We start from the raw sequence: 20,078 nt of genomic DNA, 5'->3' as shown, positions 1-20,078 counted from the left end.
TGCGCTGACTAGACGGTGCCCGCATCGACGTACTGTCAGCGAGGGAAACATCTATCATGGTGTATGTTGCCTACACTCAATGTCCATGGAGTTCCACGATCCGGAAGAGATAGCGCGATACGAGGACGCGGGTGCCTGGGGCGACGAGACGCTACTCGAGCGGTTCGCGAACACCGCCGAACGGTATCCCGATCGGACGGCCGTCGTCGATCCGCCGAACACGCCGGCGTTGGTCGACCGAGAACCCGAGCGATTGACGTACACGGAGTTCGCCGACGCCGTCGACGCCGTCGCGACGTCGCTTTGCGAGCGCGGCATCGGAAAGGACGACTTCGTCGTGGCGCAATTGCCGAACACGTGGGAACTGGCCATGTTGTACCTCGCGGTCGCTCGAGCGGGCGCCGTCCTGTCGCCCATGCCGATCCAGTGGCGGCGACACGAACTCGAGCACGTGGTCGATGTGACGGAGGCCGTCGCCTACGTCGGGCCGCGGGATTTCGACGGGTTCGACCACGTCGAGATGGCGACGGCGTTCGCCGACGAGTCGGCGACGCTCGACGACGTCATCTCGTTCGCGGACGTGCGCGAGTTCACGACAGCCGACGCGGACACCGCGGCGCTCGACGATGTCGAGGTCGGTGCCAACGAGGTGTTTAACCTCCAGTGGACGTCGGGGACGACCGCCGATCCCAAGGCGTGCCCGATGACGCACAACAACTGGCAGTCGAACCCGACGCCGCTGCTGTGCGATATGAACGAGGGCGACGTCGTCCTCTGTGCGGCGCCGTTGGTCAACATGACCGCGCTCGGCGTCAACTACGTGCCGTGGCTGCTCACTCGGGGAACGCTCGTGCTTCACCACCCCATCGATCTCGGGCTGATGGTCGAGCAGATGCAAGACGAGGGCGTCACGTTCACCATCCTCGTCCCCACGATGCTAAATCAGTTGCTCAAACATCCCGACGTGGACGAGTTCGATCTGAGCGACGTCGAGACGATCACCACCGGCTCGGCCGCCCCCTCGGAGTGGGCGATGCAGGAGTTCAACGAGCGGTGGGGGATCGAAATCATCAACATCTGGGGCCAGAACGAGGGGACGTCAGCCATTAGTGGCCCGAAGACGACGCCCCTCGAGCGGCGCGCGACTGACTTTCCGCGGTTCGCCGAGGATGTCGACTGGGGCATCAACGACCCGCGGATCGACACCGTCGACATCCGTATCGTCGACCCCGAGAGCGGCGACGACGTGACCGAACCGGGCGAGGTCGGCGAGGTCGCATTCAAGGGCCCGGGACTCATGGCCGGCTATTACAACCAGCCCGACCTCACGGCGGACGCGTTCGACGAAGACGGCTACTTCTACACCGGCGATCTGTTTCAGATCGAGGCGGACGATTATATGAGCTTCTTCGACCGGAAGAAGGACGTCATCATCCGGGGCGGGTTCACTATCAGCGCGAAGGAAGTCGAGAACATAGTCATCGAGCATCCGAAAGTCGCCGACGCCGCCGTCGTCGGCGAACCGCACGAAGACCTAGGCGAGCGGGTCGCGGTCTTCGCAGTGCCACAGCCGGGCGAAAATCTTCAGCTCGAAGACATTACGGGGTACATGGGCGACGACGTCGCCGTCTATAAGCGTCCCGAGCGACTGGAAGTCGTCGAGGAAATCCCCCGGAACCCGGTCGGAAAAGTCGTCAAGACGGACCTTCGGGACCGAGTCCAACGATCCGGTTCAGACGGCTGAAGTCACCGAGTGCGGCCGATTTAGTTCGAATCGCGGTCCTTATTTGTCCACGGGCGTAGGTACGACCAATGAGCGAATACGGGTGTAAAGTTTGCCGAATACTAGACGAATACGGAATGGAGCGATACGAGGAGCAACTCCTCGAGCAGTGGCAAGCCGACGGCCCCCAGCGGAAGGGGTATCGGCAACTCGCCGAGTGGTTCAATACGCTCATGCTGCGCCGCGAAATGGACCGAGCGGGACTCTCGACGCTCGGCGACGAAGCCGAGTCCAAGTACGAGCGGCTGCGGTCGGACGAAGCGGTCGCAGAGGAGGTCGCGTCGGAGTTGGCAAATGCAGGCGTTCCGATCGAGCGACTGCGGAGCGATTTCGTCTCTTACGGTGTGATTCGAACCCATCTGAAGGAGTGTCTGTCGGCGGATGTCGACCTCTCCAGCGGGGACTGGGAACGGGACGCGATCGAGATCTCGACGGATCATGCGACCACGAAGATCGAAGCAGCCGTCCGCTCGCTCCGGAACAAGGGCCGGCTGAGTGCCGGCGGTGACGTGAGCGTTTCCGTGACCGCCGAACTCGAGTGCGAGAACTGTCACGCTCGCGTCCCAGTCGATCGGGCGATCCGCCGCGAATACGTCTGTCGTTGCGACGACTGATTATGTCTGACCGAACACTTCACCTCGAACTGGAAAACATCGGTGGCATCGAACACGAGGAACTGTCGATTACCGCGGGGCCGACGTTCATTCAGGGACCGAACGCCGCGAACAAGACGTCGTTCCTCAGGGGACTCCTCTTCGCGCTGGGAAGTTCGTCGGTTCCGATTCGAAGCGGGACTGACGAGGCTCGGGCAGTACTCTCGGCCGGCGACAAACGCATCGAACGGGTCGCCAGACGGACCGACGCAGGTATCGAAACGAGCGGCGAGGCGTGGGTATCGGACGCCGACGACATCACGCTTCTCGAGCGGTTCGCGGGACTGCTGGAGACGAACTCGCTCAGGAGCGCCGTCGCCCGGAACGAGGGCGTCGAATCGCTTCTGAAAGAACCGATGGACATCGAGGCGCTCGAGGCGGAACGATCGGAGCTGATGGCTCGGAAGCGAGAACTTACGAACGAGATCGAGTCCGCCGGAGACGTCGAGAGCCGACTCGAGGACCGAAAACGGGAACTCGCGGAAAAACGTGACCACCTCGACGAACTCGAGTCGACGCTCGAGGAACTGTACGAAGAGCAGGACACGACGAAAACCGACGGTGCGCTTCAGAAACTGCGCGACGAGCGAGCCGACGTCCGCTCTAACGAGGCCGAGTGCGAGACGCAGATCGAGCAGCTCGAAGCGGCTATCGATCGTCTCGAGGAACGAGCGGACGAGATCGACGACGAACTCGAGGACGCACGCGCCGCGGTCGAGGAGACGGATATCAAGTCCCTCAAGCAGGAGCGCGAGTCCGCACGAGCCGAACTCGACGACGTGACGGAACGTCTCGGCGTGTTGCAGTCGGTCCTGACCGCGAACCGGGAGATGGTCGACTCGGAATTCACGGGTGCGCTCGGTCGCAACTCGGGACTGATGGGCGACGAAGTGACCTGCTGGGCGTGTGGTCGCTCGGCGCCGACCGAGGACCTCGAGGAAACGATCGAAGATCTGACGGCGCTCGTCAAAGCGGAGAAGCGCCGAAAGCGCGAACGCGAACCCGAGATCGAAGAACTCTCCGAGCGGATCGAAGAGGTGCGGCGCTCGGAGCAGGACATCCAGCGACTCGAGACGGAGAAACAGGACGTCGAACAGAAACTATCGAGCCGGCGCGACTCCCTAAACGAACGACGCGACCAGTTAGAGGAGATCCGCGACCGACTCTCGGAACTCGACGACGAAATCGACGATCGGGCGGCCGACCAGCGCTCCGAGCAGTCGGAACTCACCGACGAAATCGAGGAGACGCGAGTCGAGATCGAGACGCTTCGGCGCGATATCACGCGACTCGAAGAGACCTGTGATTCGCTCCGTGAAACTCGCACGGACCTCGAACGCAAGCGCGACGAGGTCGACGAACTCTCCGGGGAGATCACGTCGTTGACCGATCGAATCGAGAACCTCGAAAGTGAACTCCGGACGGTGTTCAACGAGACGATGGACGAGTTACTGGACGCACTCGAGTTCGAACGGATCGAGCGCGTCTGGCTCGACGGCGAGTTCGACCTCGTGGTCGCTCGAGAGGTCGACGGCCGAACGCAGTCGGACTCGATCGAACACCTCGCCGAGAGCGAACGCGAGATGATCGGTCTCGTCCTCGCGCTCGCCGGCTTCGTCACGTACGACGTCGACGAGGTGACGCCGGTTCTCGTCCTCGACTCGCTGGGGGCGTTCGATGCGGAACGGACCCGCCGCTTGGTCGATTACTTCGCCGACGAAACCGAGTACCTGGTCGCGACGACCCATCCGGAGTCCGCCGTCGATACCGAGTTCGACACCGTCTCGTTCGAGCAACCGGTACAGAACTGACCTCGTTCCGGAGAGTTCCGATCGACGGCCCATCTCGCCGACCGCAGTCAGTACACGGGAAGGTAGTTCCTGATGTTCACGGCGCGGTCGGTTTCGATGAAGTAGTCGATTTCGGTCACCGAGTCGAGCGCTCGCATCTGGACGAGTAACTCGTCGATCTCGGTGTTCGATTTCGCCGTGGCGATTCCGTACAGGTCGACGGTGCCGAACCCTTCGGCGACGAACCAGAAGTCCATGTTCGACATCGCCTCGAAGACCTCCCGTTTCGAGTTCGCTTCGTCGGCCGTTCTGGCCGTGACGAGGACGATCTCCCAGCTGTTTCGCTCCGGACGCGGTAAGAAGAAACTGGTCATGTTCTCGAGCAGCGACGTCACGCGGCGGCGGACCCCCTCGCTGCTCAGTTCGATGTCGTACTCGGCCAACTCGTCGGCGATGTCCGCGTACGGGCTCCGCGGGTCGTTCGCGAGTATCTCGAGAATCCGTCGATCGATCTCGTCTATTTCGAGAACGTCATCGTCGTCGGATGAGGCCGTCATAGTCGGGTACTGTGACTACTACCTATTAAAGTCTCTCGCGGAGAGACACGGACCTGCACCGACCGCGGAGTCGGCTCGGTCGGCCCCGCGACGAGTCGGGACGTCCGAACGGGAGCTTCACAGTCGCTGCCAGTCGGAACCGTCGGATTACGGGGCTAATGCAGTCATCGTTTCGTGGACTTCCTCGGGTCCTGCGCCGCGAGGGAACGAGACGTTGACGGCGTCCAGCCCGTCGAGATCGAGGTACTGCCGCAACTGCTCGCGAGCCTCGTCGGACGTTCCCGCGGCCCCCATCTGGTCGCGCAGTTCTTCTCGGACGATCGCCGTGGCGCGTTCTTTCTCGCCGTCCTGCCACCGCTCGTAGATCTCGTTAGCGACCGTCTCGTATCCCTGTCGGGCGAGGTTATCGCGATAGAACGTCCCCATGCCGCCGATGTAGAAGGCGGTGTGTTGAGCGACGAGTTCGCGAGCGCGTTCGCCGTCCTCGAGGGCACAACAGCTCACCGAAACCGTCACGCGGAGGTCGTTCGGATCTCTGTCGCCGAGTTCGGCGCCCCGTCGAAGATCCGCGAGGCGCTCGGTGAGGCCGTCTCTGGTGTAGGAGACGGCGTGCCAACCGTCGGCGAAGCGGCCGGCGAGTTCGACGGCTTTCGGACCGAGGCCCGACGCGTCGACCGGTGGCGCGGGCTCGGGCACATCACAGCGGAGCCGGAACCCCTCGAGGTCGAAGTACTCGCCGTCGTAGGAGACGGGATCCCCGGAGAGGACTCGTTTGACGATCTCGACCGTCTCTCGAGTCCGGCGGAGCGGATTGCCGAACTCCATTCCGTGCCAGTTTTCGATGACGATCGGGCCGCTGGGACCGACGCCGAGACGGAACCGGCCGTCGGTGGCCTCCTGTAGCGTCGCGGCCGTCTGGCCGAGCAGCGCCGGCGACCGCGAGTAGATGTTGGCGATACTCGTTCCGATTCCGATTTCGTCGGTCCGTTCCGCGGCCGTGGCCATCGCCGTGACGGCGTCGCGTCCCCACGTTTCCGGGAACCAAGCGCGGTCGTACCCCAACTCCTCCGCCGTGACCGCTTGTTCGACGAGATCCTCGAGCGTGGGCTGTGCGCCGACCGGCAGAAAGACGTCCCTATCGGTCATGTCTGTGGCGTATTCTGCATTCATAATAAAAGTACGTGACGAACGCGGGCGTCGCTTGCGAATCGAACGTCGAGCGGTCGACTTACTCCTCGTCGCTCACACCGGCGATCTCCCCGTCCTCCCAGATATAGAACCCTTCGCCGGTCTTCCGACCGAGCGTTCCGGCGCGGAGTTTGCGTTTCAACAGCTGCGGCGGTTTGAATCGCTCGCCCAACTCCTCCCTGAGGTACTCCATCACTTCGACGTTGACGTCGATCCCGGTGTGATCGACGAGTTCGATCGGCCCCATCGGGAGGTTGTACCCCAATCGCATCGTCTCGTCGATGTCCTCGATACTCGCCACGCCCTCCTGGGCCATTCGGATCGCCTCGAGGCTGAAGATCGCGCCGAGTCGCGAGGATGCGAACCCGGGGACGTCGGTAACGGTCGTGGGCGTCTTCTCGATGCTCTCGACGTAGTGGTCCGCGAACTCTTTGGTTTCGCCGCTGGTCTGTTCCGCGACGACGATCTCCACCAGCGGCATGATGTGGGCCGGATTGAAGAAGTGAAGCCCGATGCACCGGGACGGGTCGTCGAGTATGCTCGCGATCTCCGTCACCGACAGCGACGACGTGTTCGTCGCCACGACCGCGTCGTCGGGGGCGTATTCCTCGACGTCTGCGAAGACGTCCTGCTTGATATCGAGCCGTTCGGGGACCGCCTCGATGACGAGATCCGCCTCCTCTACGGCCGCCTCGAGCGAGACCGTCCCGGTGAGTCGCTCGATGGCGTCTTCCTTCTCGGCCGGCGTTATCTTCTCGCGTTCGATGCCTTCCTCGAGGTTCGCCTCGATCTGTTCGAGGCCCTCGTCGACGAGTTCCTGTTCGACGTCGCGAACGATAACCGAGTGTCCACCGAGGGCGCTGACGTGGGCGATACCGTGACCCATGAAACCAGCTCCCAAAACTGCGACATTCATGCTAGGTCATGCCTCACCACTAGCATCCGTACCCACCGTAATATAATTACTGACGGACGGAGTGCCGGAGCCGAATCGGAGAGTGACCGGAGCGGTCTCACGGGATAACGTTATAGTACTTTTCACGTTCGATGTAGTCCGGATAATCGCACCCGGCGGATTTGTACTGCAACTCCGACCGGAGGGAATAACGGACTAAGGACGTTATTCAATTCGCGACGGATCGAAGCGATATGTGAAATCAAATCATCGTAGTGTACGGGCAATGTGACACGGTGGACAGAATCGGACGATACCGATGGGTTTCGATGCCTGATGCTATCGGGTCGGTCAGGGCCGGTACCGGGGGCCCCTATCAGGAAAACTGTGGCGTCGAGAGCGGGTCCTCGCGGACCGTGATTCGATAGTATTCGGTGAACTTGACGAGATCGTACGGTTCGAGTTCCTCAGCGACCCGTTCGGGGGCGAACACTTCCGACGCCTCGGCGTCGACCAGGCGGGGAAGGTGAGTCTTCGCACGCTCGGGCAGTTCGTCGTAGTGGTAGACCCGCGCGTCCGGTGGTACCTGCTCTACCCGCGAGAGGTTGATTTTCTCTGCCATGGTACTCTATTCCATAGTGCGGGAGCCGACCGTTTGTATGTTTCCTCACCGGAAAACGCAGTCGCGGTCTCTCGGTCGCTCGAGGGAGTTCGTTTCAGTGTCCCTCGAACTTCGGTTCGCGCCGTTCGACGAACGCCGCGACGCCTTCGGCGTGATCGTCGGTCTCTGCTCCCCTGGCGATGGCGTCGGTCTCCGCTGCGAGTTGCTCCTCGAGCGATCGATCGAGGCTCCGCGCGAGGAGTCGTTTGGCGGCACCGTAGGCTCGCGTCGGTCCGGACGCCAGTTCGCTCGCCAACTCCTCGAGCCGGTCGTCCAGTTCGTCGCCGGGGACCGATTCGGTCGCCAGTCCCCAGTCGACGGCCTCCGCTGGCGAGATCGGTCGATCGAGCAGTGCGATCTCCTTCGCCCGTCTGAGACCGACGAGCCGCGGGAGGTGGAACGTCGCCCCGCCGTCCCCAGGGAGTCCGAGCCGCGGATAGCCGTATTCGAACCGGGCGTCCTCGCTCACGACGACCAGATCGCCCAGAAGGGCGATTCCGAGGCCGGCACCGGTCGCGACGCCGTTGACGCCGGTGACCAGCGGGACGTCCGCCTGATGGAACTGGACGATCGCGTCGTGCAGGATCGACGCTCCGCGCCGGACAGAGTCGGGTCCGTGGTCGTCGCCGGCGAAGCTCTCGACGTCGGCACCGGCACAGAAGACTCCGTCCGTTCCCGTCATCACGGCACATCGGGTCTCGTCGTCGCCGGCGAGAAAACTCGCCAGTTCGAGCAGTTCGTCGCCCATCCCGTCGTTGAGCGAGTTGAATTTCGTCGTGCTGTCGATCGTGATCGAGAGGACGGCACCGTCCCGCTCGAGGACGAAGTTCTCACACTCCGGCAGTGAATGCGCCATGCTACCACGGACACGATCTACCGTTATAATTCTCCTGATCGGTTCACCGGCCCCTCGATCGTCGCGGCGTGGTAGCCGAACGGACGACGAAGCGAGCGGCGGCGTTCGGGGACCCCGCCGAACACCAAACGGTATTAGAATCGACACATTCGTGCGAAACGCGATGGACCTAGGACTCAGCGACAGGACTGCCGTCGTCACCGGCGGCACCGGACGGATCGGAAGTGAAGACTGTCGAACAATCGCGGACGAGGGAGCCGACGTCGTCGTTCTCGGCGTCGACGAGTACTCCGCTCGCATCGCCGACGCGACGGGGGACGGGCGGTCTCGAGCCGACTTTCCTCTCCCTCTTCGCCGACGTTCCGCGGCTTCTTAGGCCCCCAAGGACAGTTGAGACGCTGCCGTCGCCGACCCGCTGGCGGTCGGGTCGCTCAGCGACCCTCGAACTCCGGTTCGCGTCCCTCGAGTCGGGCCGTGAACCCTTCCGTATAGTCGTGCGTGTCGTCGAGTTGCGCTCCGAGGGTGCGCTCGTAGGCGAGTCCGTCATCGAGCGGCATCTCGAGCGCCGCATTGAGGGCCTCTCGGGCACGTTCCATTCCCAGCGGCGCGTTCTCGGCGAGGTCGTCGGCCAGTTCGCGAGCGCGGTCGTCGACCGCGTCCGCGTCGCAGACCTCGTTGACGAGCCCGATCCGCTCGGCTTCCGCGGGGTCGATGAACTCCCCGCCCAGAACCAGTTCCTTCGCCTTCGCCAGCCCGATCATGCGGGGCAGCCGTTGGGTCGCACCGCCGTGCGGGAAGGTACCGAGTTTGACCTCGATGACGCCGTAGTTCGCGTCTTCGGAGATGACGCGGAAGTCGGCGGGCAGCGACAGCTCGAACGCGCCGGCGGGCGCGGCGCGCTTGATCCCGACGACGGTCGGAACGCGTGCGGTATCGATGGCCTCGACGACGTCTCCGAGCAGGTCGCCGGCGCTATCGTCTCCGCGACGCTCTCCTTCCTGGGCCTGCTCGCCTCGATCGCGCATCATCTCGAGGTCCATCCCCGCACAGAAGACGGGCCCCTCGCCGAGCAGTGCGACGGCGCGAACGTCCTCGTTCGCGTCGACCGTCTCGAACGCTCGCTTCAGGTCCGACAGGAGGGCCTCGTTCATCGCGTTTCGCTTGTCCGGACGGTTCAGAACGACGTCGGCGCGGTGGCCGTCGACGTCCACGAGTACGTGACCAGTGCCAACCTCTCGCATACCGGAGGGACGACCAGATTCGCCTTAATTGTACCGCCGCTTCGCCCCTCGAGTCGAACGGTTCGAGGCACGGTCCCGGGCCGGCGGCCGGTCGTAGTTGACAGCATTCCTCTGTCGATGGCGAGATTTATATGTGTATTCGGACTAACGGAGTGCGTACGCATGGCACGATCAGCGGAGACCGGTTCCGGCGTTTCGTTCGGGACCGCCGACGAGACGGAACTCATCCTCGAGAGCCTCGACGAGTTCGTCGAGCAGGAAGTCGAGCCCCTCGCCGACGAACTCGGCGAGACGCTCACCAACCCCAGACTCGGACACGAGCCCGATGGCCGTCTGACCGACGAGGTCCTCGAGGCGAAAGACGAAGTGCGACGAAAGAGCGCCGAGGCCGGATTCTACGCGATGAACATGCCCGAAGCGGTCGGCGGCGAGGACGTGTCGGCCGTGACCTGGTACCGGGCGAACAAACGCCTCGCGACGAAGGACGTGCCGCTGGCGTCGGACGTTCTCGCCGGTCCGGAGGGCCCGAAGCCGTTGCTCGCACAGGCCGAGGGACAGCAGGTCGAGCGATACCTCGAGCCGGCGATGCGAGGGGAGAAGACGACCGCGTTCGGGCAGACGGAGCCCGGGGTCGGATCGGACTCGCCGAACATGGAGACGCGAGCCGAGAAGGACGGCGACGAGTGGGAGCTGAACGGAACGAAGCAGTGGATCACGAACGCCCCCTACGCGGACTTCATTCAGGTGTTCGCGCGGACGACGCCCCAGGAGGAGGCCGGCAGACACGGCGGCATCACGTGTTTCATCGTCGAGGAAGACGAGTACGAGATCGGGACGCTGAACAACGCCGTCGGTGCGACCGGCGTTCAGGCGGAGGTCCACCTCGACGACGTCCGGCTTCCGGCCGACCGCGTCCTCGGGAGCGTCGACAACGCGTTCTACGACGCGATGTCGTTCCTCGGACTCGGCCGCGTCGAGATCGGTGCGACGGCGGTCGGCCACGCGGAAGGGCTGCTCGACAAGGCCACTGAGTACGCGAACGAACGCGAAGCGTTCGGCGAGCATATCGGCCGGTATCAGGCGGTATCGCACAAGATCGCGCGCGGTCGAGCGAACGCGATGGCGGCCGACACTGTCGGCCTCAAGTGCGCGTGGCTGCTCGATCAGGGCGACCCCGCGATCGCCGAATCGTCGATCCTCAAGTGGTTCGCGACCAACGCGTTCTGGGAGATCGCCGACGACGTCGTCCAGCTTCACGGCGCCAACGGACTCGCCGAGGAGAACCTCTTCATGGATCGACTTCACCGCGCACGGATCCAGCGGATCGTCGAAGGGACCGACGAGATCCAGCTCAACACGATCGCGAAGCAATACGGCGTGGAAACGTAGACCGGACGACAGGGGCGGACCTCGAGTCCAGTACCGAGACGTCCGTCGAGCCGGTACCCTTTCTGGACGACTTTGCCGCTAATCGAAGCTTATCCATCGTGGATGACCGTAGCTATCGCCATGAGCGGAACGAACCGGACCGACGAGACCGACCGCGATGCGAGGGTCCACCGACTGGAGTTCACCGTCGAGTGGCCGCCTGGCCACGCGGCGGCGTACGTGATTCCGGGCGATGAACCGATTCTCATCGACGCGGGGACGCCCGGTGAGCGCGGCGCCGAGGAGTTACGCGCCGAACTGGATGACCACGGGTACGCACCGTCGGACATCGACCACGTCGTACTCACGCACGGTCACACGGACCACGTCGGTCAGACGCCGACGCTGCTCGAGGCCGGGTCGCCGACCGTCTATGCGCCGACGCAACTACGCGATCGATACGAGCGGGATATGGAAACGGTCGCCGAGCGGACTCGGACGAATCTACTCGAGGCCGGCCTCGAGCCCGAGTACCTCGATTCGGCCAGTGACCGCCTGCTTTCCGCTCACCGCACGGTACGCGAGGCGCTTCCCGCGGACGCGGTCGACGTCTGGATCGACGACGACCCGTTTACGGTCGGGACGCGCGAAATCGACCCGATCTATTCACCGGGCCATCACATCAGTCACTCCTGCTTCGGGACGACTCTCGATGGTGATCGAGTCGTTTTCTCCGGCGACATGGCGATGGAACCGTTCCGCGCGCCGTCGCTACTCGTCAATTTCGACGACGGAGTCGAAGACAGTGTGCGAACGTTTTACGCGACGCTCGAGCGACTCAAGACGTATCAGTTCGAGCGCGTGTTCCCGGGTCACGGCCCGGTACACGATCGGTACGAGAAGTGTCTCGATCGATCTATCGCTGATCTGGAGTCCAAACTCGAGCAGTGTCTCGACCGGATCGAATCGGGCCGAGTGACGGCTTTTCAGATCGCGGCGGAGAGAGCGGGCACGAAACGCGGAATCAGCCGGATCTTGGCGGAGACCGTCGGACTCGTCGAATACCTCGAGGACGGGGGTGCTGTCCGGAGCGTTCTCGACGACGGCGTTCGGTTCTACGAGAGCAAGTGAACGGCTCGCGGGACTCTCGACTCGCCGTAGGGTCGTACGGGCGAATCCATTCCTCGTCGGAAAGCCAACATCGCGAAACACCACCTCGGTCTCCCGCGGTCGTACTAACGGTGCGTTGCGAACCGGTGACCGCAGTCCCCGTCCGGTCGATCCTGCTTTTCTGACAGACGAAAAACCCATATCGTATATCGTGATAAGTGGTACCGTAGGTCATATAGAAGCATCTACGAAACGATCTCCGATCGGTACGAGACCGACGAGAGTTGGGACGAACACGCACACGTCGGCGACAGAGAGGCACTCAACGTCGCCGAGGAGGCGTTGGGTCGGCACGCGTCGTCGTCGACCGGACTTCGAATCCGGGACTTCGAGACCGGCGAGACCCGCACCTACACCTTCGCCGAACTCGACGCGGCGACGAACGACGTGAGTAACTACCTGGAGACACACACCGATCGAGGCGACCGGGTCGGTGCGATGCTGCCGACGCGGTTCGAACTGTACGCCGTCGTCTTCGGAACCATCAAAGCCGGTCGGATCTACACGCCGCTCGCTCCGGTGTTCGGGCCCGACGCACTGAACTATCGCCTCGAGGACTCCGGGGCGGCCGTCCTGTTCACGACGGCGGACGGGTGTGCGGTCGCCGACGGGACCCTCGACGCTCGAACGCGTTGTCACGGTCGACGGTGTGGGCGACGGCGCCTTCGACGGCGACGTGACGGTCGACGACTACGACGCGGTCCGGGACCGCTCCGACGACTTCGAGACCGGCGAGACGCATCCGAACGATCCCTATACGCTGACGTACACGTCCGGGACGACCGGCCCGCCGAAGGGGGTCCTCAGTGCGCATCGCGGCCCGATCGAACTGTACGCGTACACGGAGTACGTCGTCGATTTGCGGCCGGACGACGTCTATCTCGTCGCCGCGTCGCCGTCGTGGTCGTACGGACTCAACATGGGAACGATCATGTCCGGGATCCGCGGGACGGCGATCGGGTGCTATTGCGGGGAGTTCGATCCCCACACGTTCTTCGAGACTCTCGAGGAGTGGGACGTCGATAACGCCATGGTCCCGCCGACGGCGCTCCGGCAGGCGCGGGCCGCCGGGATGGATCTCGAGGAGTACGACATCGACCTCCGGGTGCTGATTTCGGCCGGCGAGTCGCTGGACGAGGAGACCGTCGTCTGGTGTGAGGAGGGGCTGGGCGCGCCGCCTCAGGACGCCTACGGACTGACCGAGGTCGGCATGGCGATCTGTAACTTCGCGTTCGATGACTGGGACGTGAAGCCGGGGAGTATGGGGAAGGTGACGCCGGGCGAGGAAGTGGCGCTGGTGGACGAGGACGGCGACCGCGTCGAGCAGGGCGAGGTCGGCGAGATCGCGATCGAGCGCGACGAGGACGCGCGGGGATCCTACTGGGGGCGACCCGAAGCGACCCTCGAGACGTTCACGGGCCGCTGGCTCCGGACCGGCGATCTGGCGCGGCGGGACGAGGACGGCTACTACTGGTACGTCAGCCGGGCCGACGACGTCATCATCTCGGCGGGCTACCGGATCGGCCCCGCGGAGGTCGAGGAAACGCTCTTGGACCATCCCGCGGTCGAGGAGGCCGCGGTCGTCGGCGTCGACCACGAGACCCGCGGCGAGATCGTCAAGGCGTACGTCACACTCGTCGGCGATCACGAGCCCGGCGACGACCTGGGCGAGGAACTGCAGGAGTTCGCGCGGTCCGAACTCTCGAAACACGAGTACCCCCGCGAGGTCGAGTTCCTCGACGAACTTCCCAAGACCGCCAGCGGCAAGATCAAGCGGTCCGCGCTCGAGGAGTAATCGGGGCGTCCGACTCGACGACTGTCGCGCAACGGCCTGTGTCGTCGGCGACTCGAGCGTCGAAACATTCCGTTCGATCCGCGACGACCTCGCGTCGCTGGACACGGTGGTGACCGTCGACTGCGATCCGGTTCCGACCGAGACGACGTGGGATTCAGTGCAACGGCGGTCACCGAAGGACTTCGAAACGGCGGCGACTGACGCTGACGACGATGCGCTCCTCATCTACACGAGCGGAACCACGGGCGACCCCAAAGGAGTGCTTCACGCACAACGACTGCTACTCGGCCACCTGCCGGCGTTCGCCGAGAGCTTCCTCGAGGAGGGAACCTCGGACGGAACCGTGTTCTGGACGCCGGTCGAGTGGTCGTGGATCGGATCGCTGTTCTCGCTCGTGATGCCGGCGCTGTACTACGGGCGGCCGGTGGTCGCGTACGACGCCGACCGGTTCGACGCCGAGTCGGCGTCCGAACTCCTCGAGCGGTACGAAGTGACCGATCTCGGGTCGCCGCCGACCGCCCTGCGAATGATGATGCAAGTCGACGCACCGGCGGAGCGATACGACCTGAAATCTGTTCGGCGCGTCGGCGCGGGCGGCGAGGCGGTCGGTGAGGGGGTCGTCGACTGGGCGGAGGAGACGTTCGACGGCGCAGCCGTCGAAGAACTCTACGGTCAGACCGAGGCGAACCTCGTCGTCGCCGACTGCGGATCGCTGGAACGGCCTCGAGTCGGGAAGATGGGGCTCGCGGCCCCGGGCCACGAGGTGGCGATCGTCGATCCCGAGACCGCCGAGCCGATCGACGAACCGGGGACGGTCGGCGAAATTGCGGTCCGATACGAGGGTAATCCGGTCTGCTTCGAGGAGTACTGGGAGAAACCGGACCTGACTGACCGAAAAGTCAGAAACGGTTGGCTGTTGACCGAGGACCTGGGATCGGTCGACGAAGACGGGTTCTTCTCGTTCGAGGGCCGCAAGGACGACGTGATCATCACGTCGGGGTACCGCGTAAGCCCCCAAGAGGTCGAGGGGGCGATCGCGGATCACCCCGCCGTCGCGGACGCCGCGGTGATTGGGGTCCCCGACGACGAGCGGGGGACGGTGCCGAAAGCGTTCGTCGTCACGACCGACGAGGACCGACAGACGCCCGAACTGAAAGAGCGGATCGGGGACCGTGTCAAGGACGGACTCGCGCCCTACGAATACCCGCGGACGATCGAATTCGTCGACGAACTCCCGAAGACGTCTACCGGCAAGGTACGCCGTCAGACGCTGCGCGAGCGAGCGGGGATCACGGATTCGTAACACGCCTCTCGCGACCGAACGAGGCGATCGTGGGGCGCTCTCAGTTACCGAACCCCTTCTTCGCCGGTCGCCGCGTCTTCCCGAGGTGACTGCTCGTTCGGTATACGCCGCGATGCGCAGGGCGACGAGTCGTTCGAAAGCGCGGCTCAGATTCGGTGCCTTCCGTATGTGGAACGTCAGTTCGATATTAGATACCATATACAATAGTCGGTGTTTGGATCCACAACACCGGTCGAAAAGATAACTGACTTAGTTCGTTATTTGATCGTCCGATTCGCGGTCAAGTCCGCCGGAAAGCCAACGGGAGCGTTAGTTGTTATAACGTCACATGGTGTCGATAAACGATCGAACGAGACGCTAAGAGGACCGTCTACCGCGACGAACGGGAACAAAGCCTATTACCGAGCCGGTAGTTAACGAGACACGTGACAATAAGAAACGCAGTTATCGTCGACGCAGTTCGGACGCCGTTCGGAAAACGAGACGGATCGTTCCGCGACACCCATCCTCAGGACCTCGCGGCCGAACCCCTCGAGGCGCTGCGCGAGCGCAACGACTTCGAGCCGGAGACGGTCGAAGACGTCATCTACGGCTGCGTAACGCCGACGGACGAACAGGGGTTAAACATCGCCAGAATCGCACCGATGGTCGCCGGCTGGGGCGATATCGTTCCGGGCGTCCAACTCAATCGGATGTGCGGATCGGGCCAGCAGGCGGCGAACTTCGCCGCGGCGAACGTCATGGCCGGCCAGCACGACGTCCTCATCGCGGGCGGGGTCGAACACATGACCCGCGTGCCGATGGGGTCGGACGGCGTCGCCGGCGCCGACGGATCGGAATCCGTCACCGACACCTACTTCGAACACTTCGACGAGCTGACCCACCAAGGCGAAGGCGCCGAACGCATCGCCGAGGAGTATGGGTTCACGCGCGAGCAACTCGACGAGATCGCCGTCGACTCCCAACGGCGCTGGAAGGAGGCCTGGGACGGGGACCGCTACGATGACCAGATCACGCCGGTCGAGACCGAACTCGACGGGGAAGAGGTGGTCGTCGAACAGGACGAACACCCCCGTCCCGGAACCGATATGGAAACCCTCTCGGAACTGCCGCTGTCGTTCCGCGAGGAGGGCGAGGGCTTTCACCACCCCGGAAACTCCTCGGGGATCGTCGACGGCTCGGCCGCGTTGCTGATCGCGAGCGAGGCGGCCGCCGAGGCACACGGCTGGGACCCGATGGCCCGCATCGTCCAGACCGAGGTCGTCGGCGTCGACCCCGTGACGATGCTCAAGGGACCGATTCCGGCCACCGAGAACGTCCTCGAGCAGGCCGACATGTCGGTCGGCGACATCGATCTGTTCGAGGTCAACGAGGCCTTCGCCTCGGTCGTCGCCGCCTGGCTCGAGGAGACCGGCGCGTCCTGGGAGGACGTCAACGTCAACGGCGGCGCGATCGCCCACGGCCACCCGCTGGGCGCGACCGGCGCGATGTTGCTGACCAAGTTGGCCCACGAACTCGAGCGGACGGGCCAAGACACGGCGCTGTCGACCATGTGCATCGGCTTCGGACAGGGGATCGCCACGATCCTCGAGCGGGTCTAGCGGCGAACGCTTCTCCCGTTCCCGTTAGCGCTTTCGGTAGATTGCTGAGTAGAGAACGTATTACCCGTTTTCGGGGCCGGGCGGACTCCCACTCTCACCGTGACGGCCGTCTGTCCCTGCTCGTCTTCGCGTTCGGGTTCGGTGGTGGAGAGGTGCTGTCTCATCGTCGCAGCCGTCACAGTACCGAAAAATTCGCCTGTGGAAGTTCCTGTTCAGAGGCAGTTGACGGTGATTGACAGACCCTCTCCTGTCCCGCATCACTCCTGTCGAATCACTATTTGAGTCTCGTCCGAAGCTATTAATAGTGATCTGTTAACAAACAACATATACAATGTCAAACACTATGCGGGCAGTTCCGTGTGAATTCGAGCAACGAAACCGAGAACGAGGCGGGGAGTACCTATGTTAGACCTCGAGGAGACGTTCGTGTACGACGCCGTAACGCACTCGTACAACATGGCCCCATCGAACTACCGGAACGAACAGCACGCCGAGGGAATCACGGAGATGCTCTTCGGGAACGTGTCGAGCGTCGTTTCCGACGAGTACACTCTCACTCCGGAGGGGTTCGTGCGAGACTGGGGCGTCGAAGAGACGGCGACCATGCTGTTCGAAGAGAGCTACACGGACATGGCGACGTTCCATCCAGTTCCGATGTACGCCTTCCACGACGGATTGGTCGCCAACGACAAAGCGGGCGAGGTCGTGGACCGATGGCCCGATCGGTTCCGTTCCTACGCCTGCGTGGATCCGCTCCGAGACGAGTGGGAGGAGGAACTCGAGGCGCAGATCCGGGACTTCGACCCGCTCGGGATCAAACTGTATCCGTCCCACTGGAGCGAGGACCATCACGAAGGTTGGAGCATGGGAGATCCGGAGGTCGCGTTCCCCGTTTTCGAGAAGGCTCACGACCTCGGCATCGAACTCATCGATATCCACAAAGCCATTCCGTTCGGGCCCGTCCCGCGAGGGCCGTATCACCCCGGAGACGTCGACGAAGCGGCCGAGAGCTTTCCCGACCTCACGTTCAGTATCGTCCACGGCGGCTATTCGTTCACCGAAGAGACCGCCTGGCAGCTCGCTCGTTTCCCGAACGTCTACGTCAACCTCGAGGGACTGCCGGCTATTCTGCTCGGTAACGAACGGCGGTTCGGCGAGTTGTTGGCCGAATTGATCAGTTTCCTTGGCGAAGACGGTATGGACCGGCTGTTCTGGAGTTCGGGAGCGATGTCCGTCCACCCGCGGCCCCAACTCGAAGCGTTCCGCGACTTCGAGTTCTCCGAGGCGGTCCGCAAGAACACCAGTATGATGGGTGAACTCCCGCAGATCACCGACGACCACAAGCGGAAGATCCTCGGCGAGAACTACGCGAATCTCATCGGTCTCGACATCGACGAGGCCCGCGCTCGTCTCGAGGACGACGAGTTCGATGTTGCACAACCGGACGGAGAACTTGCAGAACCGTACTCGACGACGAACGGCGAGGTGGCGTGATGTCCGCCCTAGAGGACCGGATCCGCGAGCGACTGGACGAGGTTGTCGACCCGTGTAGCGCGGCCAACGGAACGGACCTCAGTATTATCGAGATGGGCCTCCTCGACGCAGTCGACATCGATGAGGGCCACGTTACCGTCTCGATGCGACTCACCACGCCCTTCTGTATGCAACTCCCCTACTTCGTCGAGGAAATCGACGAGCGGGTCGGGGCCATCGAGGGGGTGACGTCCGTCACTCTCGAGACGGACGAAGGCGTCGACTGGCACACGGGGATGATGGCCGAGGAAGCACAGCAGCAGCGACAGAAACGGAAAGCCGCTCGCCGAGCGGAGTACTTCGACGAGACAGCTGCCGACGGTTGATGAGAACAGAGAGTTGACGAGCGACTCTCACGCTGTGGTGACTGTGCGACGTATTCGATAGAGGCCGGAAACCGATCAATCGGTCTCTCGAGGGCGATCGATCGAATGCGTAGCTGAAGCCGCGATTTCAGTTCGTCAGGGCGATACCGAACTGTTCTCGTGCCCCAACTCGCACAAGGACGGGAGGGGATCTGATCGAACGGTTGTTCCGAAACGAACGGTGAACGGCCGTCGGGAACCGGCCAGACACGGGATTCCATGAGCAGGGGCGGCAGTAGTGGCTGGATTTGGCAGCTACGAGGCGGGATTCACCCCTGCGATTGAGCGGTTCGTCGGCGATCGACATAAGAGTACGTGTCACACATTCCCGCCCTAGTATCGATCGACTCGTTCGGCGAGACCCGTTTTCGGACGGTGTCTCACGATCTCCTTCGAGTCGGTCTGTGGCGTCACTCGTCACGCCCGACCGCTTCCTTGACCCGTTTTGAGCAACCGGACGGCGTACTGTACCGACTACCGTATACCAGCCGTTCAGACGTAGCCGGCGTCGACTTTCATCGTGCGGCCGGTCACGTACGACGCGTCCTCGCTGGCCAGGAACGCGACGCAGGACGCGACCTCTTCCGGGTCGGCCCAGCGGTCGAGCGCCGTCTGTCGGCGCATGGCCTCCTGTTCTTCTGCGGAGTACCACTCGTCGGTCATCGCCGTATCGATCAGACCCGGGCAGACCGCGTTGATGCGCACGTCGTACTGAGCGAACTCACCGGCGACGGACCGCGTGAAGTGAAGCACTGCCGCTTTCGTGAGCGCGTAGGTCGTGATCGGCGCCGGTTTCCAGCCCGCCATCGACGCCGTGTTGACGACGGCTCCGCCGCCGTTCTCCTCGAAGATGGGGAGGGCGGCGTGACACCCGTTCTACACGCCGTTCAGATTCACGTCGATCAGTTCGTCCCTGTGGTCGCGCGTCGTTTCGCGAAAGGAGCGCGCTTCGCCGACGCCGGCGTTATTGAACAGAACGTCCAGTCCGCCGTAGCTCTCCGCGACGGCGAGCAAGCACTCCTCGAACCGGTCGTAGTCGCTGACGTCGAGCGGACGGAACTCGGCGGTCCCGTCCGCCGCGTCGTTCGTCTCGATCTGCTCGACGGTCGTTTCGCCGCCGTCGGCGTCGATATCGGTAACGACGACGTCGACGCCTTCCTCTGCCAGTCGGTGGGCCGTCGCGCGTCCGATACCCGAGGCACCGCCCGTGATCACCGCAGTCTTGTCTCGTAACCCTCGCATTCGGCTCCAAAGAGGCGAGTCTTCCATAAGAAAGTACGGGTGGCCGACCGGTCCGTCGACGGACCGATTTCGATCTC

The 20,078-nt window shown here is 63.4% G+C and carries 16 protein-coding genes and 4 pseudogenes; 13 read left to right on the top strand and 7 right to left on the bottom strand.

Annotated features, from left to right (window positions below; translation table 11 throughout):
- The first annotated feature begins 79 nt into the window (after window positions 1-79).
- From A6E15_RS17695 to A6E15_RS17685, 3 genes are all read left to right on the top strand, one after another.
- A complete protein-coding gene (locus tag A6E15_RS17695) occupies window positions 80-1,744 on the top strand; it encodes a class I adenylate-forming enzyme family protein (RefSeq protein WP_217693454.1) in 1,665 nt (554 codons plus the stop codon).
- 68 nt (window positions 1,745-1,812) lie between these two features.
- Entirely contained in the window at window positions 1,813-2,397 is a 585-nt protein-coding gene (rdfA, locus tag A6E15_RS17690) for a rod-determining factor RdfA (protein ID WP_338141490.1), read from the top strand.
- Between the two features lie 2 nt (window positions 2,398-2,399).
- Window positions 2,400-4,247 carry an archaea-specific SMC-related protein gene (locus A6E15_RS17685; RefSeq protein WP_076148492.1) on the top strand — a complete coding sequence of 616 codons (1,848 nt, stop codon included), beginning with the start codon at window positions 2,400-2,402 and terminating at the stop codon, window positions 4,245-4,247.
- A gap of 47 nt (window positions 4,248-4,294) precedes the next feature.
- Here A6E15_RS17685 and A6E15_RS17680 read toward each other — a convergent pair whose 3' ends face one another.
- From A6E15_RS17680 to A6E15_RS17660, 5 genes are all read right to left on the bottom strand, one after another.
- The gene (locus tag A6E15_RS17680) at window positions 4,295-4,783 is read right to left on the bottom strand and encodes an Lrp/AsnC family transcriptional regulator (RefSeq protein WP_076148490.1); all 489 of its coding nucleotides are present in this window, start codon (window positions 4,781-4,783) and stop codon (window positions 4,295-4,297) included.
- A gap of 147 nt (window positions 4,784-4,930) precedes the next feature.
- The gene (locus A6E15_RS17675) at window positions 4,931-5,929 is read right to left on the bottom strand and encodes a TIGR04024 family LLM class F420-dependent oxidoreductase (RefSeq protein ID WP_076148488.1); all 999 of its coding nucleotides are present in this window, start codon (window positions 5,927-5,929) and stop codon (window positions 4,931-4,933) included.
- Window positions 5,930-6,011: 82 nt separating this feature from the next.
- Window positions 6,012-6,887: a 3-hydroxyacyl-CoA dehydrogenase family protein gene (locus A6E15_RS17670; RefSeq protein WP_076148486.1), complete on the bottom strand. Its 876-nt coding sequence runs from the start codon at window positions 6,885-6,887 to the stop codon at window positions 6,012-6,014.
- 355 nt (window positions 6,888-7,242) lie between these two features.
- A complete protein-coding gene (locus A6E15_RS17665) occupies window positions 7,243-7,488 on the bottom strand; it encodes a hypothetical protein (protein ID WP_076148484.1) in 246 nt (81 codons plus the stop codon).
- Window positions 7,489-7,582: 94 nt separating this feature from the next.
- Window positions 7,583-8,383 (bottom strand): enoyl-CoA hydratase/isomerase family protein, encoded by an 801-nt coding sequence (locus A6E15_RS17660; RefSeq protein ID WP_076148482.1) that lies wholly within the window; start codon window positions 8,381-8,383, stop codon window positions 7,583-7,585.
- A 163-nt stretch (window positions 8,384-8,546) separates the two neighbouring features.
- Here A6E15_RS17660 and A6E15_RS21815 point away from each other — a divergent pair.
- Window positions 8,547-8,702: pseudogene (locus A6E15_RS21815) on the top strand (dehydrogenase); the annotation flags it as partial.
- Between the two features lie 112 nt (window positions 8,703-8,814).
- Here A6E15_RS21815 and A6E15_RS17650 read toward each other — a convergent pair.
- Window positions 8,815-9,624 (bottom strand): enoyl-CoA hydratase/isomerase family protein, encoded by an 810-nt coding sequence (locus A6E15_RS17650; protein ID WP_076148478.1) that lies wholly within the window; start codon window positions 9,622-9,624, stop codon window positions 8,815-8,817.
- 162 nt (window positions 9,625-9,786) lie between these two features.
- On the opposite strand from A6E15_RS17650, the gene A6E15_RS17645 reads away from it, so the two are divergent.
- From A6E15_RS17645 to A6E15_RS17615, 9 genes and pseudogenes are all read left to right on the top strand, one after another.
- Complete coding sequence (locus tag A6E15_RS17645; protein ID WP_076148476.1) at window positions 9,787-11,013, top strand: acyl-CoA dehydrogenase family protein; 1,227 nt, start codon at window positions 9,787-9,789, stop codon at window positions 11,011-11,013.
- Window positions 11,014-11,133: 120 nt separating this feature from the next.
- Window positions 11,134-12,123 (top strand): MBL fold metallo-hydrolase, encoded by a 990-nt coding sequence (locus A6E15_RS17640; RefSeq protein WP_076148474.1) that lies wholly within the window; start codon window positions 11,134-11,136, stop codon window positions 12,121-12,123.
- Window positions 12,124-12,549: 426 nt separating this feature from the next.
- Window positions 12,550-12,702, top strand: a pseudogene (locus tag A6E15_RS21740) (hypothetical protein); the annotation flags it as partial.
- Window positions 12,703-12,811: 109 nt separating this feature from the next.
- Window positions 12,812-13,957 (top strand): acyl-CoA synthetase, encoded by a 1,146-nt coding sequence (locus A6E15_RS21735; RefSeq protein ID WP_277612947.1) that lies wholly within the window; start codon window positions 12,812-12,814, stop codon window positions 13,955-13,957.
- A 19-nt stretch (window positions 13,958-13,976) separates the two neighbouring features.
- Window positions 13,977-14,786: pseudogene (locus A6E15_RS17630) on the top strand (AMP-binding protein); the annotation flags it as partial.
- A 153-nt stretch (window positions 14,787-14,939) separates the two neighbouring features.
- On the top strand, window positions 14,940-15,260 hold the full coding sequence (locus tag A6E15_RS21520; protein WP_245800672.1) for an AMP-binding enzyme: 321 nt from the start codon (window positions 14,940-14,942) through the stop codon (window positions 15,258-15,260).
- Window positions 15,261-15,691: 431 nt separating this feature from the next.
- Entirely contained in the window at window positions 15,692-16,861 is a 1,170-nt protein-coding gene (locus A6E15_RS17625; protein WP_076148757.1) for a thiolase family protein, read from the top strand.
- 402 nt (window positions 16,862-17,263) lie between these two features.
- Complete coding sequence (locus A6E15_RS17620; protein WP_076148470.1) at window positions 17,264-18,355, top strand: amidohydrolase family protein; 1,092 nt, start codon at window positions 17,264-17,266, stop codon at window positions 18,353-18,355.
- Window positions 18,355-18,720: a metal-sulfur cluster assembly factor gene (locus tag A6E15_RS17615; RefSeq protein ID WP_076148468.1), complete on the top strand. Its 366-nt coding sequence runs from the start codon at window positions 18,355-18,357 to the stop codon at window positions 18,718-18,720. Before A6E15_RS17620 ends, A6E15_RS17615 begins: the two co-directional genes overlap by 1 nt.
- A gap of 531 nt (window positions 18,721-19,251) precedes the next feature.
- Here the strand turns inward: A6E15_RS17615 and A6E15_RS17610 are convergent.
- Window positions 19,252-20,001, bottom strand: a pseudogene (locus tag A6E15_RS17610) (SDR family NAD(P)-dependent oxidoreductase).
- Window positions 20,002-20,078 lie beyond the last annotated feature (77 nt).

Source organism: Natrinema saccharevitans (assembly GCF_001953745.1).
GTDB classification, from domain to species: domain Archaea; phylum Halobacteriota; class Halobacteria; order Halobacteriales; family Natrialbaceae; genus Natrinema; species Natrinema saccharevitans.
This window is presented reverse-complemented; position numbering and strand designations above follow the sequence as displayed.